Here is a 24,791-nt window from a genome sequence, read left to right as displayed (position 1 = left end):
ACTGCGCCAGACTATAGGCCGTTAAGGCGAAAAGCCAGTTTGGCCCGCTCTGGGCGTGTTTACAGCAGACGATGATTGCGCCCAGCCATGTCTAATGAAACGACAGTCCCAACTACCGCTCCCCACTCCCTCGAATCCTGGATAAAGCTGCTTGACGCGGTCCACCTGCCGGTGCCGCAAGCCAGCCACGACCGGGTCTGCAAAGCCATCAGGGACAATCGCAGCTCGTTGCGCGACATTGCCGACCTGATGCAGGACAGCCCCGCGCTGGCCTTGAGCGTGATCCGCGAAGCCAATCGCCACACCCACGGCAGTATGAGCGAGCCGGCCGAGAACCTCGAGATCGCCCTCAACCGCCTGGGCCTCGCGCGTACCGAAGAATTGCTCGCCCGCCTGCCCGCCCAGCCCGAGCAGGAGATCCCGGTCGGGCTGCGCCAGTTGCAACTGATCAGCCAGCACGCGACCCAACAGGCCAACGGCTTTTTCGCCGGGCGCCTGGCCAGGCTCTGGCAGGACATTCACTGGGGCAGCCTGCTATTTCTCTCGCCGCTGTGGCCCTTGGCGCTGACCTATCCAAAACTGCTCGAAGAGTGGGAGCTGCGTGTCATCCACAAGGCCGAGCCGGTCCAGGAGGTCGAGCAGCAACTGTTCGGCGTCGGCCTGCTTCAGCTGGGCCAGGCCCTGGTGGAGGTCTGGCACTTGCCGATCTGGGTACAGCAAGGCTACCGCCTGCTGATCGACGAGCAGGACCAGTTGGTCAAGGCCCTGCATATCGCCCGGGACAACGCCCACCCGTTGCACCAGCAGCAATGCCTGGATGCCGATCCGGCCCTGCAACGCTGGCTGAACCAACCGGCCAACAGTGTGTTGCTGGCCAACGCCCTGGCCCTCTCGGCGCAAGAGTCCTGGACCGGCCCGCACTGCATGCGCTGGCAATACCTGACCAGCCTGTACCTGCAGATGTCGATGGATGAGCTGCAGCAACAGCTGCACCAGCAAGCCGCGCAGAGTGCCCGGCATCACCACATGCCCGACCTGTGGCACCCGGCCGAGGCACTGCTCTGGCCCTGGGAGGCCCGTCGCGTGCATCGTGGTGAACTCCCGGTCGCCGCGCCAACCACCGAAGACCTGACCAAGTGGCGCAAGCAGTGCAGCGAATTGCTGGTGGAACCCAGCCGTTTCAGCAATGCCATGCACCTGACCACCTTTGCCCGCGACGCCCTGGTGGCGTGCGGCATGCGCCGGGTGATGCTGCTGATGGTCGACCGCACGCGGACCCAGTTGCGGGTGCATCAGATCGCCGGGCTGCCTGCGCCAGCCTCGAGCCTGACGTTGACGATCAGTCAGAGCAGCGTATTGCAGCGACTGCTGGACGCCCCGGCGCAAGTGCGCCTGACGCCGACCAACAACGCCCAGCTCTCCGCCCGCCTGCCCGCCAGCCTGCGCACGCTGTTTCGTGGCGAGCACTTGCTGATGCGCTCGGTACCCAGCAATGGCCGGGTGATCATGCTGATCGTCGCCGACCAGGGCGGCCAACCCTTCTCGGAAATCTCCGTACAGGCGTTCGGCAAGACCGCCCAGTGCATCGAAAAGGCCCTGCACAGCTTTACCAACCGCAGCCGCTGACGCTTGCGCTACAATCCCTCCCTTTGTGCCCTGGAGACCTCACATGCCTGACTTCTCTGGCTTGCCGCTGGTGATCGAGCCGAGCGACCTGCTCCCTCGCCTGGACGCCCGCGAACTGATCCTGGTGGACCTGACCAGCGCCGCCCGCTATGCCGCGGGCCACATCCCCGGCGCGCGTTTCGTCGACCCCAAACGCACCCAGCTCGGTCAGGCGCCGGCGCCAGGGCTGATGCCGCCACAGGCGGCCCTCGAAGCCCTGTTCGGCGAACTGGGGCATAACCCGGACGCGGTCTACGTGGTCTACGACGACGAAGGCGGTGGCTGGGCCGGGCGGTTCATCTGGTTGCTGGATGTCATCGGCCACTCCCGCTACCACTACCTGGACGGCGGGCTGCTGGCCTGGCTGGCGGACGGCCTGCCGGTCTCGAACGAAGTCCCGGCAGCCGTCGGCGGCCCTGTCACCCTGACCCTGCACGACGAGCCGACCGCCACCCGCGAATACCTGCAAAGCCGTCTTGGCGCGGCCGACCTGGCGATCTGGGATGCCCGCGGACCGCTGGAGTACTCGGGGGAGAAAGTCCTCGCCGCCAAAGGTGGGCATATTCCCGGCGCGATCAACTTCGAGTGGACCGCTGGCATGGACCAGGCGCGTAACCTGCGGATCCGCGGCGACATGCCGCAGATCCTCGAACAGCTCGGCATCAGCAAAGACAAAGAAGTGATTACCCACTGCCAGACTCACCATCGCTCTGGCTTCACCTATCTGGTGGCCAAGGCGCTCGGTTATCCGCGAGTCAAAGGCTATGCCGGTTCCTGGGGCGAATGGGGCAACCACCCTGACACGCCCGTAGAGATTTAAAGGTTTAAGGACAGTTAATGAAAAAGCGTTTGTTTATCCTCAGCCAGCACCTGCTGCCTCACCACCTGCTGTCGCGCCTGGCCGGCTGCATCGCCGAGTGCCGCGTGCGCTGGTTCAAGAATGCCTTCACCGCCTGGTTCGCCAAGCGTTATCAGGTGGACATGTCGCAAGCGCTGGTGGAAGACCTGACCGCCTATGAGCACTTCAACGCCTTCTTCACCCGCGCCCTGAAAGACGGCGCCCGCCCGCTGGACCAGACTCCGGGAGCGATCCTCAGCCCGGCCGACGGCGCGGTCAGCCAGCTCGGCCCGATCGAACACGGCCGGGTATTCCAGGCCAAGGGCCACAGCTTCAGCGTGCTGGAACTGCTGGGTGGCGATTCGGCCCTGGCAGCCCCGTTCATGGGCGGCGATTTCGCCACCATCTACCTGTCGCCGAAGGACTACCACCGCGTGCACATGCCGTTGGCCGGCACCCTGCGGGAAATGGTCTACGTGCCGGGGCGGATCTTCTCGGTCAACCAGACCACCGCGGAAAACGTGCCAGAGCTGTTCGCCCGCAACGAGCGCGTGGTGTGCGTTTTCGATACCGAGCGCGGCCCGATGGCCGTGGTACTGGTGGGCGCGATGATCGTGGCCTCGATCGAAACCGTCTGGGCCGGCCTGGTGACTCCGCCGAAGCGCGAACTGAAGACCGTGCGCTACGACGAAGCCGCCCGCGCACCGATCCATCTGGAAAAAGGCGCCGAATTGGGCCGCTTCAAGCTGGGCTCCACCGCGATCGTGCTGTTCGGGCCGGAGCAAGTGCAGTGGGCCGAAGAACTGGCGGCTGGCTCGCCGGTGCAGATGGGCCAGGGCATGGGTCTACCCAAGGCCTGAGCTTTGGGCATAAAAAGCCGGACATAAAAAACGCCGCAGATCGCGGCGTTTTTTTTACCTTGGGTTCGGCTCAGAGCTGACCGTCGCGATCGCGGAAACCCAGCAGATAAAGCACACCATCCAGGCCCAGGGTGGAAATCGCCTGCTTGGCCGACTGCTTGACCAGCGGCTTGGCGCGGAAGGCCACGCCCAGGCCGGCAATCGCCAACATCGGCAGGTCGTTGGCGCCGTCGCCGACCGCGATGGTCTGCTCCAGGCGCAACCCTTCCTTGGCGGCCAGCTCGCGCAGCAGATCGGCCTTGCGCTGGGCGTCGACAATCGGCTCGACCGCGACACCGGTCACCTTGCCGTCGACCACTTCCAGCTCGTTGGCGAATACGTAGTCGATCCCCAGCTTGGCCTGCAATTGCTTGGCGAAGTAGGTGAAGCCACCCGACAGGATCGCGGTCTTGTAACCCAGGCGCTTGAGTTCGGCGAACAGGGTCTCGGCGCCTTCGGTCAAGCGTAGCGATGCGCCAATGGAGTCCAGCACCTTGATGTCCAGGCCCTGGAGCAAGGCCAGGCGTTCCTTGAAGCTGGCCCGGAAATCCAGTTCGCCGGCCATGGCCCGCTCGGTGATTTCCGCTACCCGGTCACCCACGCCGGCCGCCTTGGCCAACTCGTCGATGACTTCCGCCTCGATCAGCGTCGAGTCCATGTCGAACACCGCCAAGCGGCGGTTACGACGGAACAGCGAGTCTTCCTGGAAGGCGATATCGACGTTCAGCTCCTGGGCAACGCTCAGGAACTCGGCACGCAACGCCTGCGGATCGGCCGCTTCGCCGCGCACGGAGAACTCGATGCAGCCCTTGCCCTTGTCGGCCGGGGTATCCAGCGGCATGCGCCCGGAGAGGCGATCGATATGGTCGATGTTCAAGCCGTACTTGGCGGTGATCGAACTGACGCGCTGCAACTGCTCGGCGGTGACCTTGCGGGTCAGCAAAGTGACGATATGGCGCTTCTTGCCCTGGCCACCGACCCACTGCTGGTAATCCGCTTCGGAAACCGGCGTGAAACGGACCTGCTGGTCCAGCTCATAGGCGGTGAACAGAATGTCCTTGAGCACCGACGAGCTCTGCTCGTTGTCCGGAATTTCAACCAGGATGCCGAACGACAGAGTGTCGTGAATCACCGCCTGACCGATGTCGAGAATGTTCACACCACCCTGGGCCAGAACGCCGGTAATGGCCGCAGTGAGACCCGGACGGTCCTCACCAGTGATGTTTATCAGGACGATTTCGCGCAAGGCGCACCCCCGCAGGTGGAAAAAAACCGCATTCTACCCACTTTCAGTGACCATCGGGCACAGCCAGCGCTTTGCCGGTCTAGGGCCTGTCGCTATACTGCGCCTCAACTTCACGGACAAAAGAGCCGAGCTCAGTGAACCGGCCCACGCCAGTTAAAACCGATAACTTCTTCCTGCTGATCTTCCGTGCACTGCGCCATCGCCGTGTACCGATTGCATTGCGCATTGCCAGCCATAACGTGATCCTGGTCGCCCTGGCCCTGGTGATCTATGCCTGCGTGATGGGGCTGCAATTCAAGCAGGCCATGCACGAGCAAGCCGACGCCCTGGGTCAGAGCCTGACCACCCAGACCGCGACCTCGGCCACCGAGCTGTTGGTGTCCAACGACATCCTCAGCCTCAACGTGCTGCTGAACAACCTGACCAAGAACCCGCTGGTGGCCCACGCGGCGATCTACAGCGTGGACAACCGCATCCTCGCCGAAGCCGGTCAGCGCCCGAAAAGCAGCCTGCTGGGTGAAACCGAAGGCGTCTACCAGACCAAGATCACCTTCCAGGACGTAACCGCGGGCAACCTGCGCATCAGCCTGGACATGGAACAATTCCAGCAGCCGATGACCATCAGCCTGCAGAGCATGGGCATTCTCAGCGCCATCCTGCTGGCCTTGGCCCTGGCCTTGAGCCTGCGCCTGGGGCGGCACATCTCCACGCCGCTGATGCAACTGCGGGTCTGGCTGCGGGATATCGACGAGCACACCCCGGCCACCCAGCGCCAGGACGAGATCGGCGACCTGGCGCGCCAGCTGCACGCCAGCTTCGCGCCGGAGAAGGTCGAACCGGAGCCCGAACCGGAAGCCGAGCTCGACGACACCGACTACGACGACAGCGAAGACGCTGAACCGAGCTTCGAGGTGCGCAACCTGCGTGACCCGAGCTTCGATGAAAGCAGTCCGGTGGCCGGCCTCAAGCCCGCGCCGCGGCATGTGGTCAACGCCGAAGAGGATCTGGCCGACGATGAAGACCCGTTCGCCGATCTTCGCGACAGCTCGTCCAGCGCGACCGCTGCCAAGCCGATTGTAAAACCAGCAGTACCGGCACAACCGCAGCACAGCGCGGTACTGGCCGTGCAACTGGGCGCCCAGGAGCAACTGCGCCGCCTGCCCCGCGCCCGCCTGACGGAATTGCTGGAGCGTTATCGCGACTGCCTCGACCAGGCTGCCTCGCTGTACCAGAGCGAACTGCACACCCTGAACGACGGCAGCACGCTGATGCTGTTCCACAGCGAAGACAGCGGCGACGACTACCTGACCAACGCCATCTGCTGCGGCGAATTGCTGCGCGCCTTGGGCCACGCCTTGCAAATCGAAGTGGCCGACAGCGGCATCACCCTGCAGCTGCAACTGGGCCTGACCCTGGGCGAAGAGCTGTTCGGCTTGAGCCAGATCGACCTGCTGCTGACCGAGACTGCCCAGGACGCCCTGGCGTTGTCCCAGCACAGCCGCAACCTGCTGCTGGTCGAGCGCAAGATCAACGATGACGCCCTGATTCGTCAGCGCGCGCGCATCCGTCCGATCGCCAGCCCGGAAGGCGCCTGCTGCGTCGAGCGCCTGATGGAGCCTTATCCATCGATGCTGGAGCGGCAACTGGCGCGCATGCACGAGACCCGGGCCAAGCTGTAAGCCAGCCGCCCAACAAAAAGCCCGCAGCGATGCGGGCTTTTTGTTGGGCATTGATCGGGCTGACGCCATCGCGGGCAAGCCTCGCACCTACCTGCTTCTGTAGGAGCGAGGCTTGCCCGCGATAGCAATCTGCATAACACCGCAGAGCGCCCGAGCTACCGAACAACTCTCCAGAAACGACAAAGCCCGCTAATCAGCGGGCTTTGTCCTGGAACCGCAACACTCAGAAGCGGAACACTTCCATATCCGTGCGGATTGGTGTGGCCATCGGAATCTTTGGCTGTTTCTCCTGCTCGACCGGCTTTGCCGCCGGCGCAGGCGCCGCCTTGCGTGGCACCTCGGCTACCGCAGGCTGGTTGGCCAGCGGCTTGAGGGCACCCGACAGCTGCTCGGCCAGGCGTTGCAGCAACACACCCTGGGCCTGGACCTGGGACGCGGTGGTACCGGCATGCTGCTCCTGCAGATGGACGATACGGTTATCGCGAACCTGTCCACGGCGATCGATCAGGCGCCATTGCGCATCGAGAACCGCCGGTTGCGACGCCCCCGAATCCAGGCGAGTGATCGACAGCAGCACCTGCACATCCGGAGTGAAGCCGGTGCTTGCCGGCGCCAGCACTACACGCTGGCTGTCCAGCTGGCCGGCGACCTGACGCAACAGCAACTGATCGATATCGGAAGACAGGCTGCCGGCCCAACGACCGTCGGTTGAAGCCTGCAGGCTGCCGTCGCTCTGACGTTGCAGCAAGGTTTCACGTTGCAGATAGTCGGCAACCAGTACCGGGCCCAGCAATACGGCCATACCGGCACTTTGCGCCGGTTGAGCTGGACTTCCGCTGTCCAGCTGATACAGCGACACCGGCTGGTGTACGCTGCAACCCGCCAGGCCAAGAACGCCAGCGAGCAAGAAAACAAGAGGAAGGCGCAGAGCAGTCATCATTCCATCCAGGTGGCGGCCACAAGGCTAGCCACAGTGTAAATACTCAAAATAACCCTGAATAACGCTCAGCCACGCCGGCGCTTGAAAGCGCATATCATCCGTGAATATGCGCCATGACTCCAGTGTTGTAGAGCCGATCTACCGGTTAAATCGCAGATCGGACGCTCTAGACCGCATCAATTGAGAGTTTCTACCAACAACGCATCCACTCGCTGGAAGCCTCGTGGCAATTTGTTACCCCGGCGACCGCGCTCGCCCTTGTAGTGCTCAAGATCATCGGCCTTGAGCGACAGGGTACGTTTTCCGGCCTGCAACACCAATGTCGCACCTTCCGGCAGGACCGCGATATCGGTCACGTACTCCTCGCGACTGGCCACCCGCTCACCCGGAATCCCGATGATCTTGTTGCCCTTGCCTTTGCCCAACTGCGGCAGGTCGCTGATCTTGAACACCAGCAAACGCCCTTCGGTGGTCACCGATGCCAGCCAGTTCTGTTCACGATCGCTCACCGGCCGCGGCAACAACACCTTGGCGTTGTTCGGCAGGCTCAACAGCGCCTTGCCGGCCTTGTTCTTGGCTTGCAGATCCTCACCCTTGACCACGAAACCGTAACCCGCGTCGGACGCGATCACGTACAGCGCCTCGTCGTCCGGCAACAATACGCATTCGAAACTGGCACCAGGTGGTGGCGTCAGACGTCCGGTCAGCGGCTCACCCTGGCCACGGGCCGATGGCAGCGTATGTGCCGCCACCGAATAACTGCGCCCGGTGGAGTCGATAAACACCGCGAACTGGTTGGAGCGCCCGATGGCCGAGGTCTTGAAGCCGTCGCCAGCCTTGTAGGACAGGCCCGTGGCGTCGATATCATGCCCTTTGGCGCAGCGTACCCAACCTTTTTCCGACAGAACGATGGTGACCGGCTCGGTCGGCATCAGCTCGTTTTCCGACAAGGCCTTGGCCTCGGCGCGCTCAATGATTGGCGAACGACGGTCGTCGCCGTAGGTTTCGGCGTCCTGCAGCAATTCGGTGCGCACCAGCTTCTTCAGCTTGGCTTCGCTGTTGAGCAGGGCTTGCAGCTTGGCCTGCTCCTTGAGCAATTCATCCTGCTCGGCGCGCAGTTTCATCTCTTCCAGACGCGCCAACTGACGCAGGCGGGTATCGAGGATGTAGTCGGCCTGCACTTCGCTCAGGGCAAAACGCTCGATCAACTTGGCCCGCGGCTGGTCCTCGGTACGAATGATGTGGATCACTTCATCCAGGTTGAGGTAGGCGATCAGCAAGCCGTCCAACAGGTGCAGGCGGCGCTCGACCTTGTCCAGGCGGAACTGCAGGCGGCGGCGCACCGTCAGTACGCGGAACTCCAGCCATTCCACCAGCAGGGCGCGCAGGTTTTTCAGCTGCGGCTTGCCGTCCAGGCCGATGATGTTGACGTTGACCCGGTAGCTGGATTCCAGCTCGGTGGTGGCGAACAGGTGTTGCATCAGCTCGTCGGGATCGACCCGGTTGGAGCGTGGAATGATCACGATCCGGCAGGGGTGCTCGTGGTCCGACTCGTCACGCAGGTCGGCGACCATCGGCAGCTTCTTGGCCTGCATCTGCGCGGCGATCTGCTCCAGCACCTTGGCGCCGGACACCTGGTGCGGCAGCGCGGTGACGATGATGTCGCCATCCTCGATGCGATAGACGGCACGCATGCGCACCGAACCGCGACCGGTTTCGTAGATTTTCAGCAGGTCCGCGCGCGGCGTGATGATTTCCGCTTCGGTCGGGTAGTCCGGACCCTGAATGTGCTCGCAGAGCTGTTCGACCGTGGCCTTGGGCTCGTCCAGCAGGCGCACACAGGCCGTGGCGACTTCCCGCAGGTTGTGCGGCGGCACGTCAGTGGCCATGCCCACGGCGATACCGGTGGTGCCATTGAGCAGGATATTCGGCAAACGTGCCGGCAATACCAGGGGTTCCTGCAGGGTACCGTCGAAGTTCGGCCCCCAGTCCGCGGTGCCCTGGCCCAGCTCGCTGAGCAGAACTTCGGAGTAACGCGACAGGCGCGCCTCGGTGTAACGCATGGCGGCGAAGGACTTGGGATCGTCCGGCGCACCCCAGTTACCCTGGCCGTCCACCAGGGTGTAGCGGTAGCTGAAAGGCTGCGCCATCAGCACCATGGCTTCGTAGCAGGCCGAGTCGCCGTGGGGGTGGAACTTACCCAGCACGTCACCGACCGTACGGGCGGACTTCTTGTGCTTGGAATCGGCATCCAGCCCCAGCTCACTCATGGCGTAGACGATACGCCGCTGTACCGGTTTCAGGCCGTCGCCGATATGCGGCAAAGCACGGTCCATGATCACGTACATGGAGTAGTTGAGGTAGGCATTTTCGGTGAAGTCAGCCAGCGATCGGCGTTCTACGCCATCCAGGCTGAGATCCAGGGAGTCGCTCATGCGGGCCTCATCAGTTCGTTGTCTGGCGCAGCAGCAAGGTGCCGCCGCGCTGGGTAAATTCAAGTTTTTTCAAAGCGCTCATGCCCAGCAACACCTGATCGCCGCCCAGGCCCGGCGCGACCAGCGCACGGACATCCCGCAGGACGATATCGCCCAGTTGCAGGCGGTCGAGGCGGGTTCGATAACCCTCGCTACGACCGTTGGCGGTACTCAGGGTCACCGGTGCGCCCTTCTCCAGGCCAAGACGCTCGGCCAGCCCGGACGGGATCGACACATCGGTCGCTCCGGTATCGAGCATGAAACTCACCGGCTGGCCGTTGATCTGACCGCTGGCGACGAAATGCCCCTGGCCGTTGCCGACCAGTTTCACTTCGATGTAACCCTCATGTTGTTGCGAAGTGACGACAGCATTGGGGTTCTCCTGACGCTGTTCCCACTCGCCGAAAAACCGTGTCGCCAGGAAGAGCCCGGCGCCCCAGGCCAGCACCAGCAGCACGCGCCCGGCACGTTTGCCCGGTGGCTGCTGGCTCACGGCTTGGCCCCCCAACCGCCCTCGGGCGCGTCGAAGCGCCAGATGATCGGGCGTTTTTCACCGTCTGCACGGGCTCCGGTGTTGTTATCCACACCGATCCAGGCGCCTTCGGCATCCACCACCAGCGCCTCGGTCAGGCCATAGTCCTGTGGATAACGCCGGTGTTCCTGCAACGCCTCGGCGGCAAACGACCAACAACGCTCGACCTTGGCCGTCGCCGCATCGCGACGACAGACCTGAAACGCATTGCGCTCGAGGGTGAACAACTTGCCCTCGAACAGCGACAGGTCGGCGAAATCCCGAGACACCGCCTTGGCCTTGGGCATCTGCGGGGGCTGCATTTCCAGCCCGGCCTCGCTGAGCAGCACACAGCCGCCGTCGCAGTCCCAGACACTCTGCTGGCGCTTGATCAACAGCAGCCCGCGGCGCTCGCGCTCGGCGGCCAGCCAGATCTTGTCGCCGGCCGGGTTGACCGCCAGGCCTTCGAACAGGGCATTGAAGTGCAGCAACATACCGCTGGCCCGCGCCTCGCGCACCATGATCGGCGAAATCTTCAGCCAGGCGGCCGAACCCGTCGGCGGCAGTTGCAACACCGCCGCGTGAGATTCGCTGACCACATACTTGTTGCCGGCGCTGTCGCAGGTGATGCCCTCGAAATCCAGGTCGCCGCCGCGCACGAACGAAGCGACCCAGGTGCGTGAGTTCAAACCCCAGGGCAAACCGCTGTCCGGCACCGGCGGCACGTCGATGCGCACGGTTTCGGCCTGCCAGACCCGGTCGCTGGTATCGAGCCGATAGATCTGGTCATCGTCACGGTCGGATACCGTCCACAGCTCCTTGCCGCACAACGCCAGCCCCGACAGGTTGCCGCCGCGCATGCCGTCCACCGGATGCTCGGCCAGCAGCCTCAACTCGGGCAAGGGGTCGGCCATCGCCGAGGTCGCCAATAGCAGTAACGCCAGGGCAAAGCCTCTGCGCATCAGGCCAGAACCTCGGCCAGGTTGCCCTTGGACTCCAGCCAGCTCTTGCGATCGCCGGCGCGTTTCTTCGCCAGCAGCATGTCCATCATTTCCGAAGTCGCGGCGAAGTCTTCACCAAGGGTCAACTGCACCAGGCGCCGGGTGTTCGGGTCCATGGTGGTTTCGCGCAGTTGCGGCGGGTTCATTTCACCCAGGCCCTTGAATCGGGTGACCTGCGGCTTGCCACGCTTCTTCTCGGCCACCAGGCGATCGAGGATACCGTCGCGCTCGGCTTCGTCGAGGGCGTAGTAGATTTCCTTGCCCAGGTCGATGCGGTACAGCGGCGGCATCGCCACGTAGACGTGACCGGCGTCCACCAGCGGGCGGAAATGCTGGACGAACAGCGCGCAGAGCAGCGTCGCGATGTGCAAGCCGTCGGAGTCGGCGTCGGCGAGGATGCAGATCTTGCCGTAGCGCAGCTGGCTCATGTCCTCGGCGCCCGGGTCGACTCCGATGGCCACGGCGATGTTGTGCACTTCCTGGCTGGCCAGGACTTCGCTGCCGTCGACTTCCCAGGTGTTGAGGATCTTGCCGCGCAGCGGCAGGATCGCCTGGAATTCCTTGTCCCGCGCCTGCTTGGCCGAACCACCAGCGGAATCACCTTCCACCAGGAACAGCTCGGAACGCATCGGGTCCTGGCCAGCGCAGTCCGCCAGCTTGCCTGGCAGTGCCGGGCCCTGGGTAATGCGCTTGCGCTCGACCTTCTTGCTGGCCTTGAGGCGACGGCCGGCGTTGCTGATGGCCAGCTCCGCCAGTTGCATGCCCAGCTCCGGGTTGGCGTTGAGCCACAGACTGAACGCATCCTTGACCACGCCCGAAACGAAGGCGGCCGCCTCGCGGGACGACAGGCGTTCCTTGGTCTGGCCGGAGAACTGCGCGTCCTGCATCTTCATCGACAGCACGAAGGCGATGCGCTCCCAGACGTCTTCCGGCGCCAGCTTCAGGCCACGCGGCAGCAGGTTGCGGAATTCGCAGAACTCGCGCATGGCGTCCAGCAGGCCCTGGCGCAAACCGTTGACGTGGGTACCGCCCTGGGCGGTCGGGATCAGGTTGACGTAGCTTTCCTGCACGCTGTCGCCGCCTTCCGGCAACCACAGCAGAGCCCAGTCCACCGCTTCCTTGTTACCCGCCAGACTGCCGCAGAAAGGTTCGGTCGGCAGGCGTTCGAATTCGCTGACCGCGTCCACCAGATAGGAACGCAGGCCGTCCTCGTAATGCCACTCGACCTTCTCGCCGGTGCCTTTGTCTTCGAAGCTGACCAGCAGCCCCGGGCACAACACGGCCTTGGCCTTGAGCACATGCTTGAGGCGGCTGACGGAGAATTTTGGCGAATCGAAGTATTTCGGATCCGGGGCGAAATACACGCTGGTCCCGGTATTGCGCTTGCCGACGCTGCCGACCACTTCCAGTTCGGTGGCCTTGAAGCCGTCGGCGAAGGTCATCTGGTATTCGTTGCCGTCCCGCTTGACACGCACCCGTACCTGGTTCGACAGGGCGTTGACCACGGAAATACCCACCCCGTGCAGACCGCCGGAGAACTGGTAGTTCTTGTTGGAAAACTTGCCGCCCGCATGGAGCTTGGTGAGGATCAGCTCGACACCGGACACGCCCTCTTCCGGGTGAATGTCCACCGGCATGCCGCGACCGTCATCGGACACTTCCAGGGAATGATCGGCATGCAGGATGACCTGGATCGACTTCGCGTGCCCCGCCAGGGCTTCGTCGACACTGTTGTCGATGACTTCCTGGGCGAGGTGGTTCGGCCGGGTGGTGTCGGTGTACATGCCCGGGCGTTTGCGCACCGGGTCGAGGCCCGAGAGGACTTCGATGGCGTCTGCGTTATAAGAGCTAGCGCTGGGAGTGGCCATGGGGTCTCGTCGTTAGTCGTTCAATGAAATAGAAGCGAGGTTTCACAGCGAGGTGAAATCGATCGCCTGGTACTGATCCGGGCCGATGCCGGCAAAACTCAACAACGCCGGCAATTGTCCGGCAAAACCCTGGAAACTATGGTCGCCGCCGGCCTGGATGCGCAAGGCACAGGCTCGGTAATACAGCTGGGCGCTGCGATAGTCCAGCGTCTCGTCACCTGTCTGCAGCCAGACCTGGAACCGCTGCGGGTCCTGGGGCGCCGGCACTTCCAGTTCGGCCAGGGCCGTCACGTGGTCATGGGTCAATTCCCAGGTTTCCCCGGTGTAGAGGTTGGTCTGCGTGCCCAGAAAACCGTCGAACATCCGGTGCGGACTGACCGCGGGGTTGATCAGCAGGGCTTTCAGGCCATGGCGCTCGGCAAGGTGAGTGGCATAGTAGCCGCCGAGAGAGCTGCCGACCAGCAGCGGCCGTCCGAGTTCGGCAATCGCCTGCTCCAACTGGCCAATGGCCTCGCGAGGATGATGATGCAGGGCCGGCACACGCAACTGTTCACCGCGGCCGATCGCCTCCATGACAGCGATCAACTGGCTAGCCTTCTTCGACGCCGGCGCGCTGTTGAAGCCGTGGATATACAGGATCGAACCGGACATGCGCACTCCCTTTGCATCGTGCAAAAAGGCGCAGTTTACAGGGTGTATCGCCGCTTGACTTGTGTTCAGGTGTATCCCTTTGTCCTGCCGCCTCGGACTGCGGCTCCGGGGCGGAATCAGTAGCCGTCGCTGCCGTAATCGACCTCGAAATCGAAGCCGGTGACCCGCTCGACACCGGTTTCCAGGCGTCCATCGGGCAGCAGACGCAGCCAGCGATAACCCGGCGCGGTTTCGCCGACCTTGAAATCCTCGCTGCCCGGCTCGAACTGAATGCAGGTCGAGGGCGACGCCAGCAGGCGCAAAGGCCCCTGCTGACGGTCGATTTCCTGATGCACATGGCCCCAGAGCACCGCACGCGCCTGCGGAAAACGCTCCAGCACGGCGAACAGCGCATGCGGATTGCGCAGCCCGATGGGTTCCATCCAGGCACAACCGATGGAAACCGGATGATGATGCAGGCACACCAAATGATGGCGTTCGGGGGCTTCGCTCAGGGCACTGGCCAGCAACTGCAGCTGCTCGTCCTGCAGATAGCCCGGTACCGAACCCGGTACGGCCGAGTCGAGCAGGGTGATCCGCCAGTTGCCGATGTCCACCACCGGCGCCAGCAACGAACTCTGGGTCGCCGCCTGCGCCATGATCTGCGGCTCGTCGTGGTTGCCGGGAATCCAGCGCGCCGGCGCCGGAATCTGCCGGGTCATGTCACGAAATAGCTGATAGGACTCCAGCGTACCGTCCTGGGACAGGTCGCCCGTGGCCAGCATCAGGTCGATCCGCGGCTGCTGCTCCAGCACCAGTTCGATCACCCGCTGCAGGCTGTCGCGGGTATTCATGCCCAGCAGCGTACCGTCCGCTTCGGCGAACAGATGACTGTCGGACAGCTGCACCAGCAACACGGGATCGTCGGTGGTCAGAGTGGATGCGCTCGGCAAGGCGGCCTCCCAGGGCGTGTCACGGGAAGTGAGGAATGGAGGCAATTATGCTGGGGGAAATTCAAAAGAGGAAACCGGCGAACCGGACGCAGTTCACATCTATCGCACGGCCTCGAACTCATGACCGCAAGCCAGGCAGTGGCTCAGCCATTCGCCGAGAAACACATTGAGCTGGGCCTTCTCGTCCGGCTGGTGCATGAAGGCGTTCGGATACGGGTAGATGCCACGAAAGCGCCGGGCATGCTCGGCACTGATGACCTCGGCCATGCGCGCGTCGTGGTAGACCTGCACTTCCAGCTGCGGCACCGGCAGCCAGGGCAGGCTGTGTTCCTGGCGCACCTGCAGGGTGGTGGTGTAAGGACAGGCCAGCAACACCTCCAGCGCCAGCACGCCGAGCATCTGGTCACCCTGGGTCACCGCGATCCGCCGCGCCACCGGCTGGTTGCGCATGTCGGGCAACAGGCGCATCAGCCGGGCATAGTTGGCCTCGCAGGACGCTTGCAGCCCCACGAGATCGACCCGATAGCGATCGCGCACTTTGTTTACGACCATAACCCCCTCACTTCAACGCGGTTCAAAGCCAGCCATTGCAAGGCAATAATGCTCGCCGCGTTGGAAATCCGCCCATCCCTTACCGCCTGCAGTGCGTCTTCGAAAGCCCAGACCGACACGCGGATATCCTCCGCCTCTTCCACCAGCCCGTGCAGGCCACCGGCACCGCTGCTGTCGCAACGCCCCAGGTACAGATGCACGAATTCGGTACTGCCCCCCGGCGACGGGAAATACTGGGTCATCGGCCACAGCGCGGAGAATGTCAGCCCAGCTTCCTCCTGCGCCTCGCGGTGAGCAACTTCTTCCGGCTGCTCGTCCTTGTCGATCAGACCGGCGACCAGTTCGATCAACCAGGGGTTGGCGGTCTTCCCCATGGCGCCGACGCGAAACTGCTCGATCAAGACCACTTCATCGCGTTGCGGATCGTACGGCAGGACGCAGACAGCATCATGACGCACAAAGATTTCACGACTGATCTCGCGCCCCATGCCACCGGCAAACAGCTCGTGGCGCAGTTGCACCCGGTCGAGCTGATAAAAACCCTGGAAGCATTTCTCGCGCCGAACGATATCGACAGTGGTCGGCGTGGTGTTGGCAAAGTCCGTCATAGCAATCCTCGTTTCCTGCAATCCGATCCGAGGCTCCCCCTCGACTTCGCGCCATCCTAACGCGCCGGTGACCGATGATGCAGCCCCTTTGCCATCAGCGGGATAGACGGCAAGGGGGCAAACCTAATCTAATTGCCTCTATTGAGCTTAGTGGCGAACTGATTGCCCCGCAGGCAGTCGAAGCCGGTAACTTTTGCCTACCTCTGGTTTATCAAGGACGCACATGTCGCTTCTTAAAATCGCTTCCGTGGCTTGCCTGGCCCTGACCCTGGGCGCCTGCCAAAGCCTGTTCCAACCCAGCTATCAAAAGCCCCTGCAAAGCACCAGCGACAAGTCGGAACAGATCAAGCCCGGCTGCAGCAATCAGGATTGCCCGCTGGTGAACATCGACACCGTGCACTTCGCCGACGAGCCGCAGCTCGATGCGCTGATTGAAAAGCGCCTGCTGCAGATGACCCGCGCCACTGCGGACCAGGCCGTGCCAGCGACGCTGAGCGCCTACCGGGAGAAGTTCCTGCGCGAGGCCGACAGCCGCAACAGCATGTACCTGCAAGCCAAGGTACGCGAACAGCATGACGGCCTGGTGATCATCGAACTGGCCAGCTACCTGGACACCGGCGGCGCCCACGGCACGCCCGGCCGCGGCTTCATCAACTACTCCCGCGAGCTGCACAAGGAACTGACCCTGTCCGACATGCTGCGCCCGGGCCAGGAAGCCGCGTTCTGGAAGGCCGCCCAGGTGGCCCACAACAGCTGGCTGATCAGCACGAAGCTGGACCAGGAGCCGGAGTTCATCAAGACCTGGCCGTTCCAGAAAACCCCGAACGTGGCGCTGACCTACGGCGGCGTGATCCTCAAGTACAACGTATCGGTGATCGCGCCTTACGCGCTGGGCCATATCGAACTGAAGATCCCTTACAACCGCCTGAACGGCATTCTCAAGCCCGAGCTGTTTCCTGGCCGTGGCTGAAAGCCCGTCCCAGCAGCCCTTGCAGCAGCCCTGCCAGCACCAGTGACGGCAGGGTTGCGCCAACATCCGGGTAGAAGTTGGCCAGCAGGTGATAGGTGCTGACCCCACCCAGCCAGGCCAGCAACGCCGGCCAGCGCCACCCCACGGACAGTTCCTGTGCACTGCGCTTGCGCAGGATGAAGTGATCCACCAGCACCACGCCGAACAGCGGCGCGAACACCGAGCCGATCAGCAGCAGGAAGTTCTGATACTGGGCCAACGGCGCCAGGCAGGCGATCAGGGTGCAGAGCACGCCAATGGCCAGGGCCAGGTGCTCGACTTTCAGGCGCAGCAGAATGCCGCTGGAGACCGCGGCCGAATGGATATCGGCAAAGGCGTTTTCCGACTCGTCCAACAGGATCAGCAACAGCGGAATCCCCAGGCCCGCGCCGGCCAGGGCCAGCAACAGAGCATTGACTTCACCGCTCGGCGCAAAGGCCAGGGTGTAGGCCACGCCCAGGCTCATCAGCCACAGGTTACCGATAAAGAATCCCAGCGCCGTACCGCCAAAGACATTGCGTGCCCGCTTGCCGAACCTTGAGTAGTCGGCGATCAGCGGCAACCACGACAACGGCATGGCGATCGCGATATCGAAGCCCACGCCGAGCGGCATGGAGCCGTCGCCGGCCTGGGCCCAGAGCGCGGCCAGATCGGCCTTGGCGAACAGGTTCCAGGTCAGCCACAGGCAGGCCGCCAACAGCAGCCAGATGCCCCACTTGCGCAGGATTTTGCGCACGAAGGTCAGCGGCCCGCTGACCGCGAGCAAGGTCGCCAGCGCGCCGAAAAACAGGGTCCAGAGCAAGGGACTGGCCAGCAGGCTGCCTTCGCTGAACGCACGGCCGCCCAACAGGCTGGCGGCATCGCGCATGACGATGATCTCGAACGAACCCCAGCCCACCAGTTGCAGCAGGTTGAGCAACGCCGGCAGGCTCGCGCCGCGACTACCGAGGCTGAGTTTGAGCGCCGCCATGGACGACAGCCCCGTATCGCTGCCGATCACCCCGACCGCCGCGAGCAGCAAGACGCCGACCGTCGTACCGAGAAAGATCGCCAGCAAGGCGCCGGACAGGCCCAGGCCTGGCGCCAACAGCGCGCCGGTCTGCAACACCATCAGGCCGATGCCGAGGGAAAACCACAGGGAAAACAGATCGCGCGCGCCGAATACACGTCGCTCGGCAGGGACCGCGAGATCGGGAGAGTAAGTGTTGCTGGATGTGCTCAAGGGTGCTATCTCGAAGGGACACAGTTGGAAAATCACCCACCCGTAGGAGCGAGGCTTGCCCGCGATTACGTTGTGACTGACACGATGCTGTCGCGGGCAAGCCTCGCTCCTACCCGGTGGGGAGTGATCGCTTGGCGAAGCGATCACCCGCGCAGGATCAAACCTTCTTGTACAACTGGCTGCCTTCCTGCTTGAAGCGCTCGGCCTGCTCCGCCAGCCCCTTGGCGACCTCCACGTCCACCGCTTCGATGCGCTGGTTGGCCGCGTACTCGCGGACCTCCTGGGTGATCTTCATTGAGCAGAACTTCGGTCCGCACATGGAGCAGAAGTGCGCGACCTTGGCCGAATCCTTGGGCAGGGTTTCGTCGTGGTAGGCGCGTGCGGTGTCCGGGTCGAGGCCGAGGTTGAACTGGTCTTCCCAGCGGAATTCGAAACGCGCCTTGGACAGTGCGTTGTCACGGATCTGCGCGCCCGGGTGTCCTTTTGCGAGATCCGCAGCGTGCGCGGCGATCTTGTAGGTGATGATCCCGGTCTTCACGTCATCCTTGTTCGGCAGTCCCAGGTGTTCCTTCGGCGTCACGTAGCAGAGCATGGCGCAGCCGAACCAGCCGATCATCGCCGCGCCGATACCGGAAGTGATGTGGTCGTAGCCCGGAGCGATGTCGGTGGTCAGCGGGCCGAGGGTGTAGAACGGCGCCTCGTCGCAGCACTCCAGCTGCTTGTCCATGTTCTCTTTGATCAGCTGCATCGGCACGTGGCCTGGGCCTTCGATCATGCACTGCACGTCATGCTTCCAGGCGATCTTGGTCAGCTCGCCGAGGGTCTCCAGTTCGCCGAACTGCGCTTCATCGTTGGCGTCGGCAATCGAGCCCGGACGCAGGCCGTCGCCCAGCGAGAAGCTGACGTCATAGGCCTTCATGATTTCGCAGATTTCGTCGAAGTGGGTGTAGAGGAAGTTTTCCTTGTGATGCGCCAGGCACCACTTGGCCATGATCGAACCACCGCGGGAAACGATGCCGGTCACGCGCTTGGCGGTCAACGGCACATAACGCAGCAGCACGCCGGCGTGGATGGTGAAGTAGTCGACGCCCTGCTCCGCCTGCTCGATCAGAGTGTCGCGGAACAGCTCCCAGGTCAGGTCTTCGGCCACGCCGTTGACCTTCTCCAGTGCCTGGTAGATCGGCACGGTACCGATCGGCACCGGCGAGTTGCGGATGATCCACTCGCGGGTTTCGTGGATGTGCTTGCCGGTGGACAGGTCCATGACGGTGTCCGAACCCCAGCGGATGCCCCAGGTCAGTTTCGCCACTTCTTCTTCGATGGACGAGCCCAGGGCGCTGTTGCCGATGTTGCCGTTGATCTTCACCAGGAAGTTGCGGCCGATGATCATCGGTTCCAGTTCGACGTGGTTGATGTTGGCCGGAATGATCGCGCGACCGCGGGCGATTTCCTCACGGACGAACTCGGGGGTGATTTCTTTCGGGATGCTGGCGCCGAAGCTGTGGCCGGCGTGCTGCTGATCGAGCAGTCCCGCGGCGCGGGCCTCTTGCAGCTTCATGTTTTCGCGGATGGCGACGTATTCCATCTCGGCGGTGATGATGCCCTTGCGCGCGTAGTGCATCTGGCTGACGTTGGCCCCGGCCTTGGCCCGGCGCGGATTGTTGACGTGAGCGAAGCGCAGCTTGGTCAGCTCGGGATCGGCGAGGCGTTCCTGACCGAAGTTGGAGCTCAGGCCGGGCAGGCGCTCGGTGTCGCCACGGTCGTCGATCCAGGCCGAGCGCACATCGCCCAGGCCTTTGCGCACGTCGATCACTACATTAGGGTCGGTGTACGGACCGGAGGTGTCATAGACGGTGACGGGCGCGTTGATCTCGCCACCGAAGTCGGTCGGGGTCACGTCGAGGCTGATTTCGCGCATCGGCACGCGGATGTCCGGGCGCGAACCCTGGACATAGATTTTTTGCGAGCGGGTAAAGGGCTGAACCGACTGCTCATCGACCTTGGCCGATTCGCTAAGGTGGGTAGCGTTTTTTAATTTTGTAGTCATCACAGGCTCTCCAGACAGCATCCAGGCAGTGGATTTTTGTCGGAGCGAACCTGTAACGAACGGACGCAGCCATAGCTGGAGCCAGGGGCGAAAACCAGCTGGTGCAGTGCTTGGTGCTCGAGGGGTGTTCGATTGTCGAACAACATCCCGGACGAAGCACAAGAGGACTCGCCGGGTGACGAGAAATCTTGTTCCCTACGCAGGCGCTAACCTGATCAGGTTCAACGGGATCCGGATTATCCGATCTCAGCCTCATAGCAAGGCACCCCGACAAGAACCCGGCCAGTCTAGACAAAGCCGGCACAGAACGCCAACACCACGGCAAACAGCGTGATGAATGGCGTAAATGCAGGATTGTTGCCCTGCGCAGGCGCATCTACACTCGGTGGGTTGCGTCGAACCTTGACGCTGTACAGGCCGAGACTTAGCCTTGGCGCCAGAATTATCCTCGTAATATCAACTCTAGGGATCGCCGAATGCTGCGCAAACTCTCACTGGCCATCGCCGTGTCTTGTGCGTCCAATGGAATGGCCTGGGCAGCAGAAGCGCCCTTGACCACTAAAACCGACCTGGTCAGCGTCTACCAGGAGGCCGTGGACAACAACGCCGACCTCGCCGCCGCCCGCGCCGATTACGACGCACGCAAAGAAGTGGTGCCACAGGCTCGCGCCGGTTTGCTGCCCAACCTCTCGGCCGGTGCCGACCTGAACAACACCCGGACCAAGTTCGACGAACCCTCGATGACCGCCACCCGCAGCGGCACCGTGTATCAGGCGACCCTGGCCCAGCCGATTTTCCGCGCCGACCGCTGGTTCCAGCTGCAAGCGGCCAAGGACGTCAACGAGCAAGCCGCGCTGGAGCTCTCGGCCACCGAACAGAACCTGATCCTGCAAAGCGCCGAAAGCTACTTCTCGGTGTTGCGCGCCCAGGACAACCTGGCCTCGACCAAGGCCGAAGAAGCCGCCTTCAAGCGTCAACTGGACCAGTCCAACGAGCGCTTCGATGTGGGTCTGTCGGACAAGACCGACGTCCTGCAATCCCAGGCCAGCTACGACACCGCGCGGGCCAACCGGATCCTCGCCCAGCGCCAGGTGGATGACGCGTTCGAAGCCCTGATCACCCTGACCAACCGCCAGTACAACTCGATCCAGGGCATCGTTCACAGCCTGCCGGTGCTGGCACCGACCCCGAATGACGCCAAGGCCTGGGTCGATACCGCGGCCAAGCAGAACCTCAACCTGCTGGCCAGCAACTACGCGGTCAGCGCCGCCGAGGAAACCCTCAAGCAGCGCAAGGCCGGCCACGCCCCGACCCTCGACGCGGTGGCGCAATACAAGAAAGGCGACAACGACGCCCTCGGCTTCAGCAACCCGGCCCCACTGGGCCAGCGTTATGGCAGCGACGTCGAACAACGCACCATCGGCCTGCAACTGAGCATTCCGATCTACAGCGGCGGCCTGACCAGCTCCCAGGTCCGCGAGTCCTACTCGCGCCTGAACCAGAGCGAGCAACGCCGTGAGGCCCTGCGCCGCCAGGTGGTGGAGAACACCCGCAACCTGCACCGCGCGGTGAACACCGATGTCGAGCAGGTCCAGGCCCGACGCCAGTCGATCATCTCCAACCAGAGCGCCGTGGAAGCCACGGAAATCGGTTATCAGGTCGGTACGCGCAATATCGTCGACGTGCTCGATGCCCAGCGCCAGCTGTACACCTCGGTGCGCAACTACAACAACAGCCGCTACGACTACATCCTCGACAACCTGCGCCTCAAGCAAGCCGCCGGCACCCTCAACCCGGGCGACCTGCAGGACCTGTCGCGCTACCTGAAAGCCGACTACAACCCGGACCGCGACTTCCTGCCGCCGGACCTGGCCAAGGCCGCGGCGGAACAGCTCAAGGCCCGGCCGGTTCAATGAGCCTGTAGCCTCATAGCTGTAGGACAAACAAAAAGGCCACCGCCATTCAATTGAATGGCGGTGGCCTTTTTTACGACCGTTCCGGTCGATCGCAGCCTGCGGCAGCGGCTACAGCAAACGACCCAGGCCGTCGAGCAGGCGCTGCAGGGCGCCCTGATTGCTGCGCATCACCCGCAGCCCGGCATCGGCCATCTTCTGCGCATCCCGGGGCAACTCGAACAGGCGCTGCACTGCCACGGCCAAGCCATGGGCATCGTCCACTTCCTGCAGGGCACCCGCCTCGCGCAGCATCGTCGCGATCTCCAGGAAGTTGAACAGGTGTGGCCCGCTCAGCACCGGCTTGGCCAGGGCCGCCGGCTCCAGCAGGTTGTGGCCGCCATTGGGCACCAGGCTACCGCCGACAAAGGCGCTGTCCGCCAGGGCATAAAGAAACAGCAGCTCGCCCATGGTGTCGCCCAGCAGCACCGAGGTGCTGGCGCTGACCGGCTCGGCGCTGGAGCGGCGAATAGTCGCGAAACCTTGCTGCCGGCACAGCTCGAACACCGGATTGAATCGCTCCGGATGACGCGGCACCAGGATCAGCAAGGCATCCGGGTGGCTGGCCAGCAGTTGGCGATGGGCATCCAGCACCACGGCGTCTTCGCCTTCATGGGTACTGGCGGCGATCCACACCGGGCGTTCGCCGGCTTGCCATTGCTGGCGCAGCTCGCTGGCGCGTACCAGCAGTTGCGGGTCGATGCTCAGGTCGAACTTGATCGAGCCCGTCACCTCGACCGTTTCCGGTCGCGCACCCAGCTGGCGAAAACGCTCGGCCTCGGCTTCGGTCTGCACCGCGAACAGGCTCATTTCCGCGAGCATGGGCGCGGTCAGTTTGTTGAACCGGCCATAACCTCGGGCCGAGCGCTCCGACAACCGCCCGTTGGCCAGCGCCACGGGAATCCCGCGCTTGGCGCACTGGTGAATGTGATTGGGCCACAGCTCGGTTTCCATGATCACCGCCAGCTTCGGCCGGGCCCGATCGAGGAAACGCGCGGCGGCGCAAGGCAGGTCGTAGGGCAGGTAGCAGTGCTGGATGCGTGGCTCGTTGGCGAACAACGCCTGGATACGTTCCGAGCCGGTGGGGGTCATGCAGGTGACCGTGATCGGCAGCTGTGGATAACGCGCCAGCAAGGCACGGATCATCGGCGCGGCAGCGATGCTTTCGCCCACCGACACCGCGTGCACCCAGATGCCGCCTGGCTGCATCGCCGGCAGCCCCCAGGAAAAACGTTCGCCAACCCGCCTGGCATAGGCCGGCACCTTGCGCGCCCGCAGCCATAGACGAATCGCCACCAATGGCAGCCCCAGGTAAAACAGCGCGGTGTAGAGAGTTCTATTCATGGCGGCGGAGTTTATCGGCTTTTTCAGCCAATCGCCCGCAAGTGCACGGCAAAACGCTCCGCCAGCCAATGCGCCGCCGGCCCCAGGGGCTCATCGCGGCGCCAGACCAGTTCCACCACCAGCGCCGGCGGGGTCCACTCGCTGGCCAACTCGACCATCTGGTTCTGATAGGCCGGGTACTGCACCACATGCCGTGGCAACCAGGCCCAGCCCAGGCCGCGCATCAGCAGCTCGGCCATCGCGTAGAAGCTGTCGGCGCGCCAGACTTGCGGGCTGAGCTGCTCGCCACTGGGGTAAGTGCTCAACTGCGGGGAAATCAGCAACTGCCGATGACGCCCCAGTTGCTGACGGTCGACCTGTTTCTCGCCGGCCAGCGGATGCCCGACCGCGCACACCGTGACCATCTCGACGCTGCCCAGGGCCCGCCGTTCGAGGGCCTCGGACATCTGCTCATGGTGAAACAGCAAACCGAGGTCGGCTCGACGATCCAACAGCTTGCGCGCCACATCACCCTGGGCACTGCTGGCCAACTGGACCTCAAGACTGGGGAAACGCTCGGACAAGGCCTCAAGGCTATCGAGCACCGGCTGGAAAGGCATCGCCTCGTCCAGCGCCAGCCGCAAGCGCGCCTCCTCCCCCCGCATCAACGCCAGCGCCCGCCCGTTCAAGCGTTCGCACTGGCGCAACACTTCCCGCGCCTCCGCGAGCAAGGCACGGCCGGCCTCGGTGAGTTTCGGCTGGCGACCGCTGCTGCGCTCGAACAAGAGCACGCCGAGATCGGCCTCGAGCAGCGCAATCGCGCTGCTGACCGCCGATTGCGCCTTGTGCTGGTCACGGGCCACCGCCGAAAACGAACGCTGCTCGGCGACGCTGACGAACAGCCGCATCTGCTCCAGATTCCACTGCACATTCATGGATCAACCCATCTTCAAAACAGATAGGTAATGACTTTACCCCATCTGCACAACCTCTAGAATGCCGACCTCATCAAGCAAGCCCAAACACGAGGACTCTCCCATGAACGCTTACACCTACCTGGCCATCGCCATCTGCGCCGAAGTGATCGCCACTGTTTCGATGAAAGCGGTCAAAGGCCTGAGCACTCCACTGCCCCTGCTGCTGATCATCGTCGGTTACGGCGTGGCCTTCTGGATGCTGACCCTGGTGGTGCGCACCGTGCCGGTGGGCGTGGCTTACGCGGTCTGGGCCGGCATGGGCATTGTCATGGTCAGCGTGGCCGCGCTGTTCCTCTACGGGCAGAAGCTGGATATCCCGGCGATGCTCGGCATGGCCCTGATCGTCCTGGGCGTGGTGGTGATCCAGCTGTTTTCGAAGACCGCCGGGCACTGACCC

21 protein-coding genes and 1 riboswitch are annotated in these 24,791 nt (G+C 63.5%); of the genes, 7 read left to right on the top strand and 14 right to left on the bottom strand.

What is annotated here, in order from left to right:
• Positions 1–87: 87 nt before the first annotated feature.
• Genes C4K38_RS02815 through asd form a run of 3 tightly spaced genes read left to right on the top strand, consistent with a single transcriptional unit; the run spans position 88 to position 3,363 of the window.
• Positions 88–1,626, top strand: coding sequence for an HDOD domain-containing protein (locus C4K38_RS02815; RefSeq protein WP_053277193.1), 1,539 nt, complete (start codon positions 88–90; stop codon positions 1,624–1,626).
• Positions 1,627–1,669: 43 nt separating this feature from the next.
• Positions 1,670–2,485 carry a thiosulfate sulfurtransferase gene (rhdA, locus tag C4K38_RS02810; protein WP_053277192.1) on the top strand — a complete coding sequence of 272 codons (816 nt, stop codon included), beginning with the start codon at positions 1,670–1,672 and terminating at the stop codon, positions 2,483–2,485.
• Positions 2,486–2,502: 17 nt separating this feature from the next.
• On the top strand, positions 2,503–3,363 hold the full coding sequence (gene asd, locus C4K38_RS02805) for an archaetidylserine decarboxylase (RefSeq protein WP_053277191.1): 861 nt from the start codon (positions 2,503–2,505) through the stop codon (positions 3,361–3,363).
• A gap of 70 nt (positions 3,364–3,433) precedes the next feature.
• Here the strand turns inward: asd and serB are convergent, their stop codons facing one another.
• Entirely contained in the window at positions 3,434–4,648 is a 1,215-nt protein-coding gene (gene serB, locus C4K38_RS02800) for a phosphoserine phosphatase SerB (protein ID WP_053277190.1), read from the bottom strand.
• Between the two features lie 134 nt (positions 4,649–4,782).
• On the opposite strand from serB, the gene C4K38_RS02795 reads away from it, so the two are divergent.
• Complete coding sequence (locus C4K38_RS02795) at positions 4,783–6,327, top strand: AhpA/YtjB family protein (RefSeq protein WP_053277189.1); 1,545 nt, start codon at positions 4,783–4,785, stop codon at positions 6,325–6,327.
• Positions 6,328–6,550: 223 nt separating this feature from the next.
• Here the strand turns inward: C4K38_RS02795 and C4K38_RS02790 are convergent, their stop codons facing one another.
• The 9 genes from C4K38_RS02790 to C4K38_RS02750 all read right to left on the bottom strand — a co-directional run bounded on the left by C4K38_RS02790 (position 6,551) and on the right by C4K38_RS02750 (position 15,864).
• The gene (locus C4K38_RS02790) at positions 6,551–7,264 is read right to left on the bottom strand and encodes a PqiC family protein (protein ID WP_053277188.1); all 714 of its coding nucleotides are present in this window, start codon (positions 7,262–7,264) and stop codon (positions 6,551–6,553) included.
• Positions 7,265–7,443: 179 nt separating this feature from the next.
• Entirely contained in the window at positions 7,444–9,702 is a 2,259-nt protein-coding gene (gene parC, locus C4K38_RS02785) for a DNA topoisomerase IV subunit A (protein WP_007921416.1), read from the bottom strand.
• A gap of 10 nt (positions 9,703–9,712) precedes the next feature.
• Positions 9,713–10,234, bottom strand: a complete 522-nt coding sequence (locus tag C4K38_RS02780) for a retropepsin-like aspartic protease family protein (RefSeq protein ID WP_053277209.1) — start codon at positions 10,232–10,234, stop codon at positions 9,713–9,715.
• Positions 10,231–11,214, bottom strand: a complete 984-nt coding sequence (locus tag C4K38_RS02775; protein ID WP_053277187.1) for an esterase-like activity of phytase family protein — start codon at positions 11,212–11,214, stop codon at positions 10,231–10,233. Before C4K38_RS02775 ends, C4K38_RS02780 begins: the two co-directional genes overlap by 4 nt.
• A complete protein-coding gene (gene parE, locus C4K38_RS02770) occupies positions 11,214–13,121 on the bottom strand; it encodes a DNA topoisomerase IV subunit B (RefSeq protein WP_053277186.1) in 1,908 nt (635 codons plus the stop codon). Before parE ends, C4K38_RS02775 begins: the two co-directional genes overlap by 1 nt.
• Before the next feature lie 42 nt (positions 13,122–13,163).
• Positions 13,164–13,772, bottom strand: coding sequence for a YqiA/YcfP family alpha/beta fold hydrolase (locus tag C4K38_RS02765; RefSeq protein ID WP_053277185.1), 609 nt, complete (start codon positions 13,770–13,772; stop codon positions 13,164–13,166).
• A 116-nt stretch (positions 13,773–13,888) separates the two neighbouring features.
• Positions 13,889–14,704, bottom strand: coding sequence for a 3',5'-cyclic-AMP phosphodiesterase (gene cpdA / locus C4K38_RS02760; protein WP_053277184.1), 816 nt, complete (start codon positions 14,702–14,704; stop codon positions 13,889–13,891).
• 99 nt (positions 14,705–14,803) lie between these two features.
• Positions 14,804–15,256, bottom strand: a complete 453-nt coding sequence (locus tag C4K38_RS02755; RefSeq protein WP_007921426.1) for a DUF1249 domain-containing protein — start codon at positions 15,254–15,256, stop codon at positions 14,804–14,806.
• Positions 15,247–15,864: an NUDIX domain-containing protein gene (locus tag C4K38_RS02750; protein ID WP_025808097.1), complete on the bottom strand. Its 618-nt coding sequence runs from the start codon at positions 15,862–15,864 to the stop codon at positions 15,247–15,249. Before C4K38_RS02750 ends, C4K38_RS02755 begins: the two co-directional genes overlap by 10 nt.
• 223 nt (positions 15,865–16,087) lie before the next feature.
• Here C4K38_RS02750 and C4K38_RS02745 point away from each other — a divergent pair, with 223 nt between their 5' ends.
• Entirely contained in the window at positions 16,088–16,834 is a 747-nt protein-coding gene (locus C4K38_RS02745) for an RsiV family protein (protein WP_053277183.1), read from the top strand.
• Here the strand turns inward: C4K38_RS02745 and cytX are convergent.
• Positions 16,803–18,095, bottom strand: coding sequence for a putative hydroxymethylpyrimidine transporter CytX (cytX, locus tag C4K38_RS02740; protein ID WP_053277182.1), 1,293 nt, complete (start codon positions 18,093–18,095; stop codon positions 16,803–16,805). The two genes, C4K38_RS02745 and cytX, sit on opposite strands and share 32 nt — an antisense overlap.
• A gap of 157 nt (positions 18,096–18,252) precedes the next feature.
• Positions 18,253–20,142 (bottom strand): phosphomethylpyrimidine synthase ThiC, encoded by a 1,890-nt coding sequence (gene thiC, locus C4K38_RS02735; protein WP_053277181.1) that lies wholly within the window; start codon positions 20,140–20,142, stop codon positions 18,253–18,255.
• A gap of 175 nt (positions 20,143–20,317) precedes the next feature.
• Positions 20,318–20,422: riboswitch (TPP riboswitch) on the bottom strand.
• A gap of 196 nt (positions 20,423–20,618) precedes the next feature.
• Between thiC and C4K38_RS02730 the strand changes: the two genes are divergently transcribed.
• On the top strand, positions 20,619–22,058 hold the full coding sequence (locus C4K38_RS02730) for a TolC family outer membrane protein (RefSeq protein WP_053277180.1): 1,440 nt from the start codon (positions 20,619–20,621) through the stop codon (positions 22,056–22,058).
• Positions 22,059–22,166: 108 nt separating this feature from the next.
• Here the strand turns inward: C4K38_RS02730 and waaA are convergent, their stop codons facing one another.
• Together waaA and C4K38_RS02720 are read right to left on the bottom strand one after the other, a co-directional pair.
• On the bottom strand, positions 22,167–23,438 hold the full coding sequence (gene waaA / locus C4K38_RS02725; protein WP_053277179.1) for a lipid IV(A) 3-deoxy-D-manno-octulosonic acid transferase: 1,272 nt from the start codon (positions 23,436–23,438) through the stop codon (positions 22,167–22,169).
• Positions 23,439–23,461: 23 nt separating this feature from the next.
• Positions 23,462–24,346, bottom strand: a complete 885-nt coding sequence (locus C4K38_RS02720; RefSeq protein ID WP_164487032.1) for a LysR family transcriptional regulator — start codon at positions 24,344–24,346, stop codon at positions 23,462–23,464.
• Between the two features lie 109 nt (positions 24,347–24,455).
• Here C4K38_RS02720 and C4K38_RS02715 point away from each other — a divergent pair, with 109 nt between their 5' ends.
• On the top strand, positions 24,456–24,788 hold the full coding sequence (locus C4K38_RS02715) for a DMT family transporter (RefSeq protein WP_007921448.1): 333 nt from the start codon (positions 24,456–24,458) through the stop codon (positions 24,786–24,788).
• Positions 24,789–24,791: the final 3 nt, after the last annotated feature.

The sequence above is a fragment of the Pseudomonas chlororaphis subsp. piscium genome, assembly GCF_003850345.1.
Classification (GTDB): Bacteria; Pseudomonadota; Gammaproteobacteria; order Pseudomonadales; family Pseudomonadaceae; genus Aquipseudomonas; species Aquipseudomonas piscium.
Note: the sequence above shows the minus strand (reverse complement) of the source record. Positions and strands in the feature narration are given on the sequence as shown.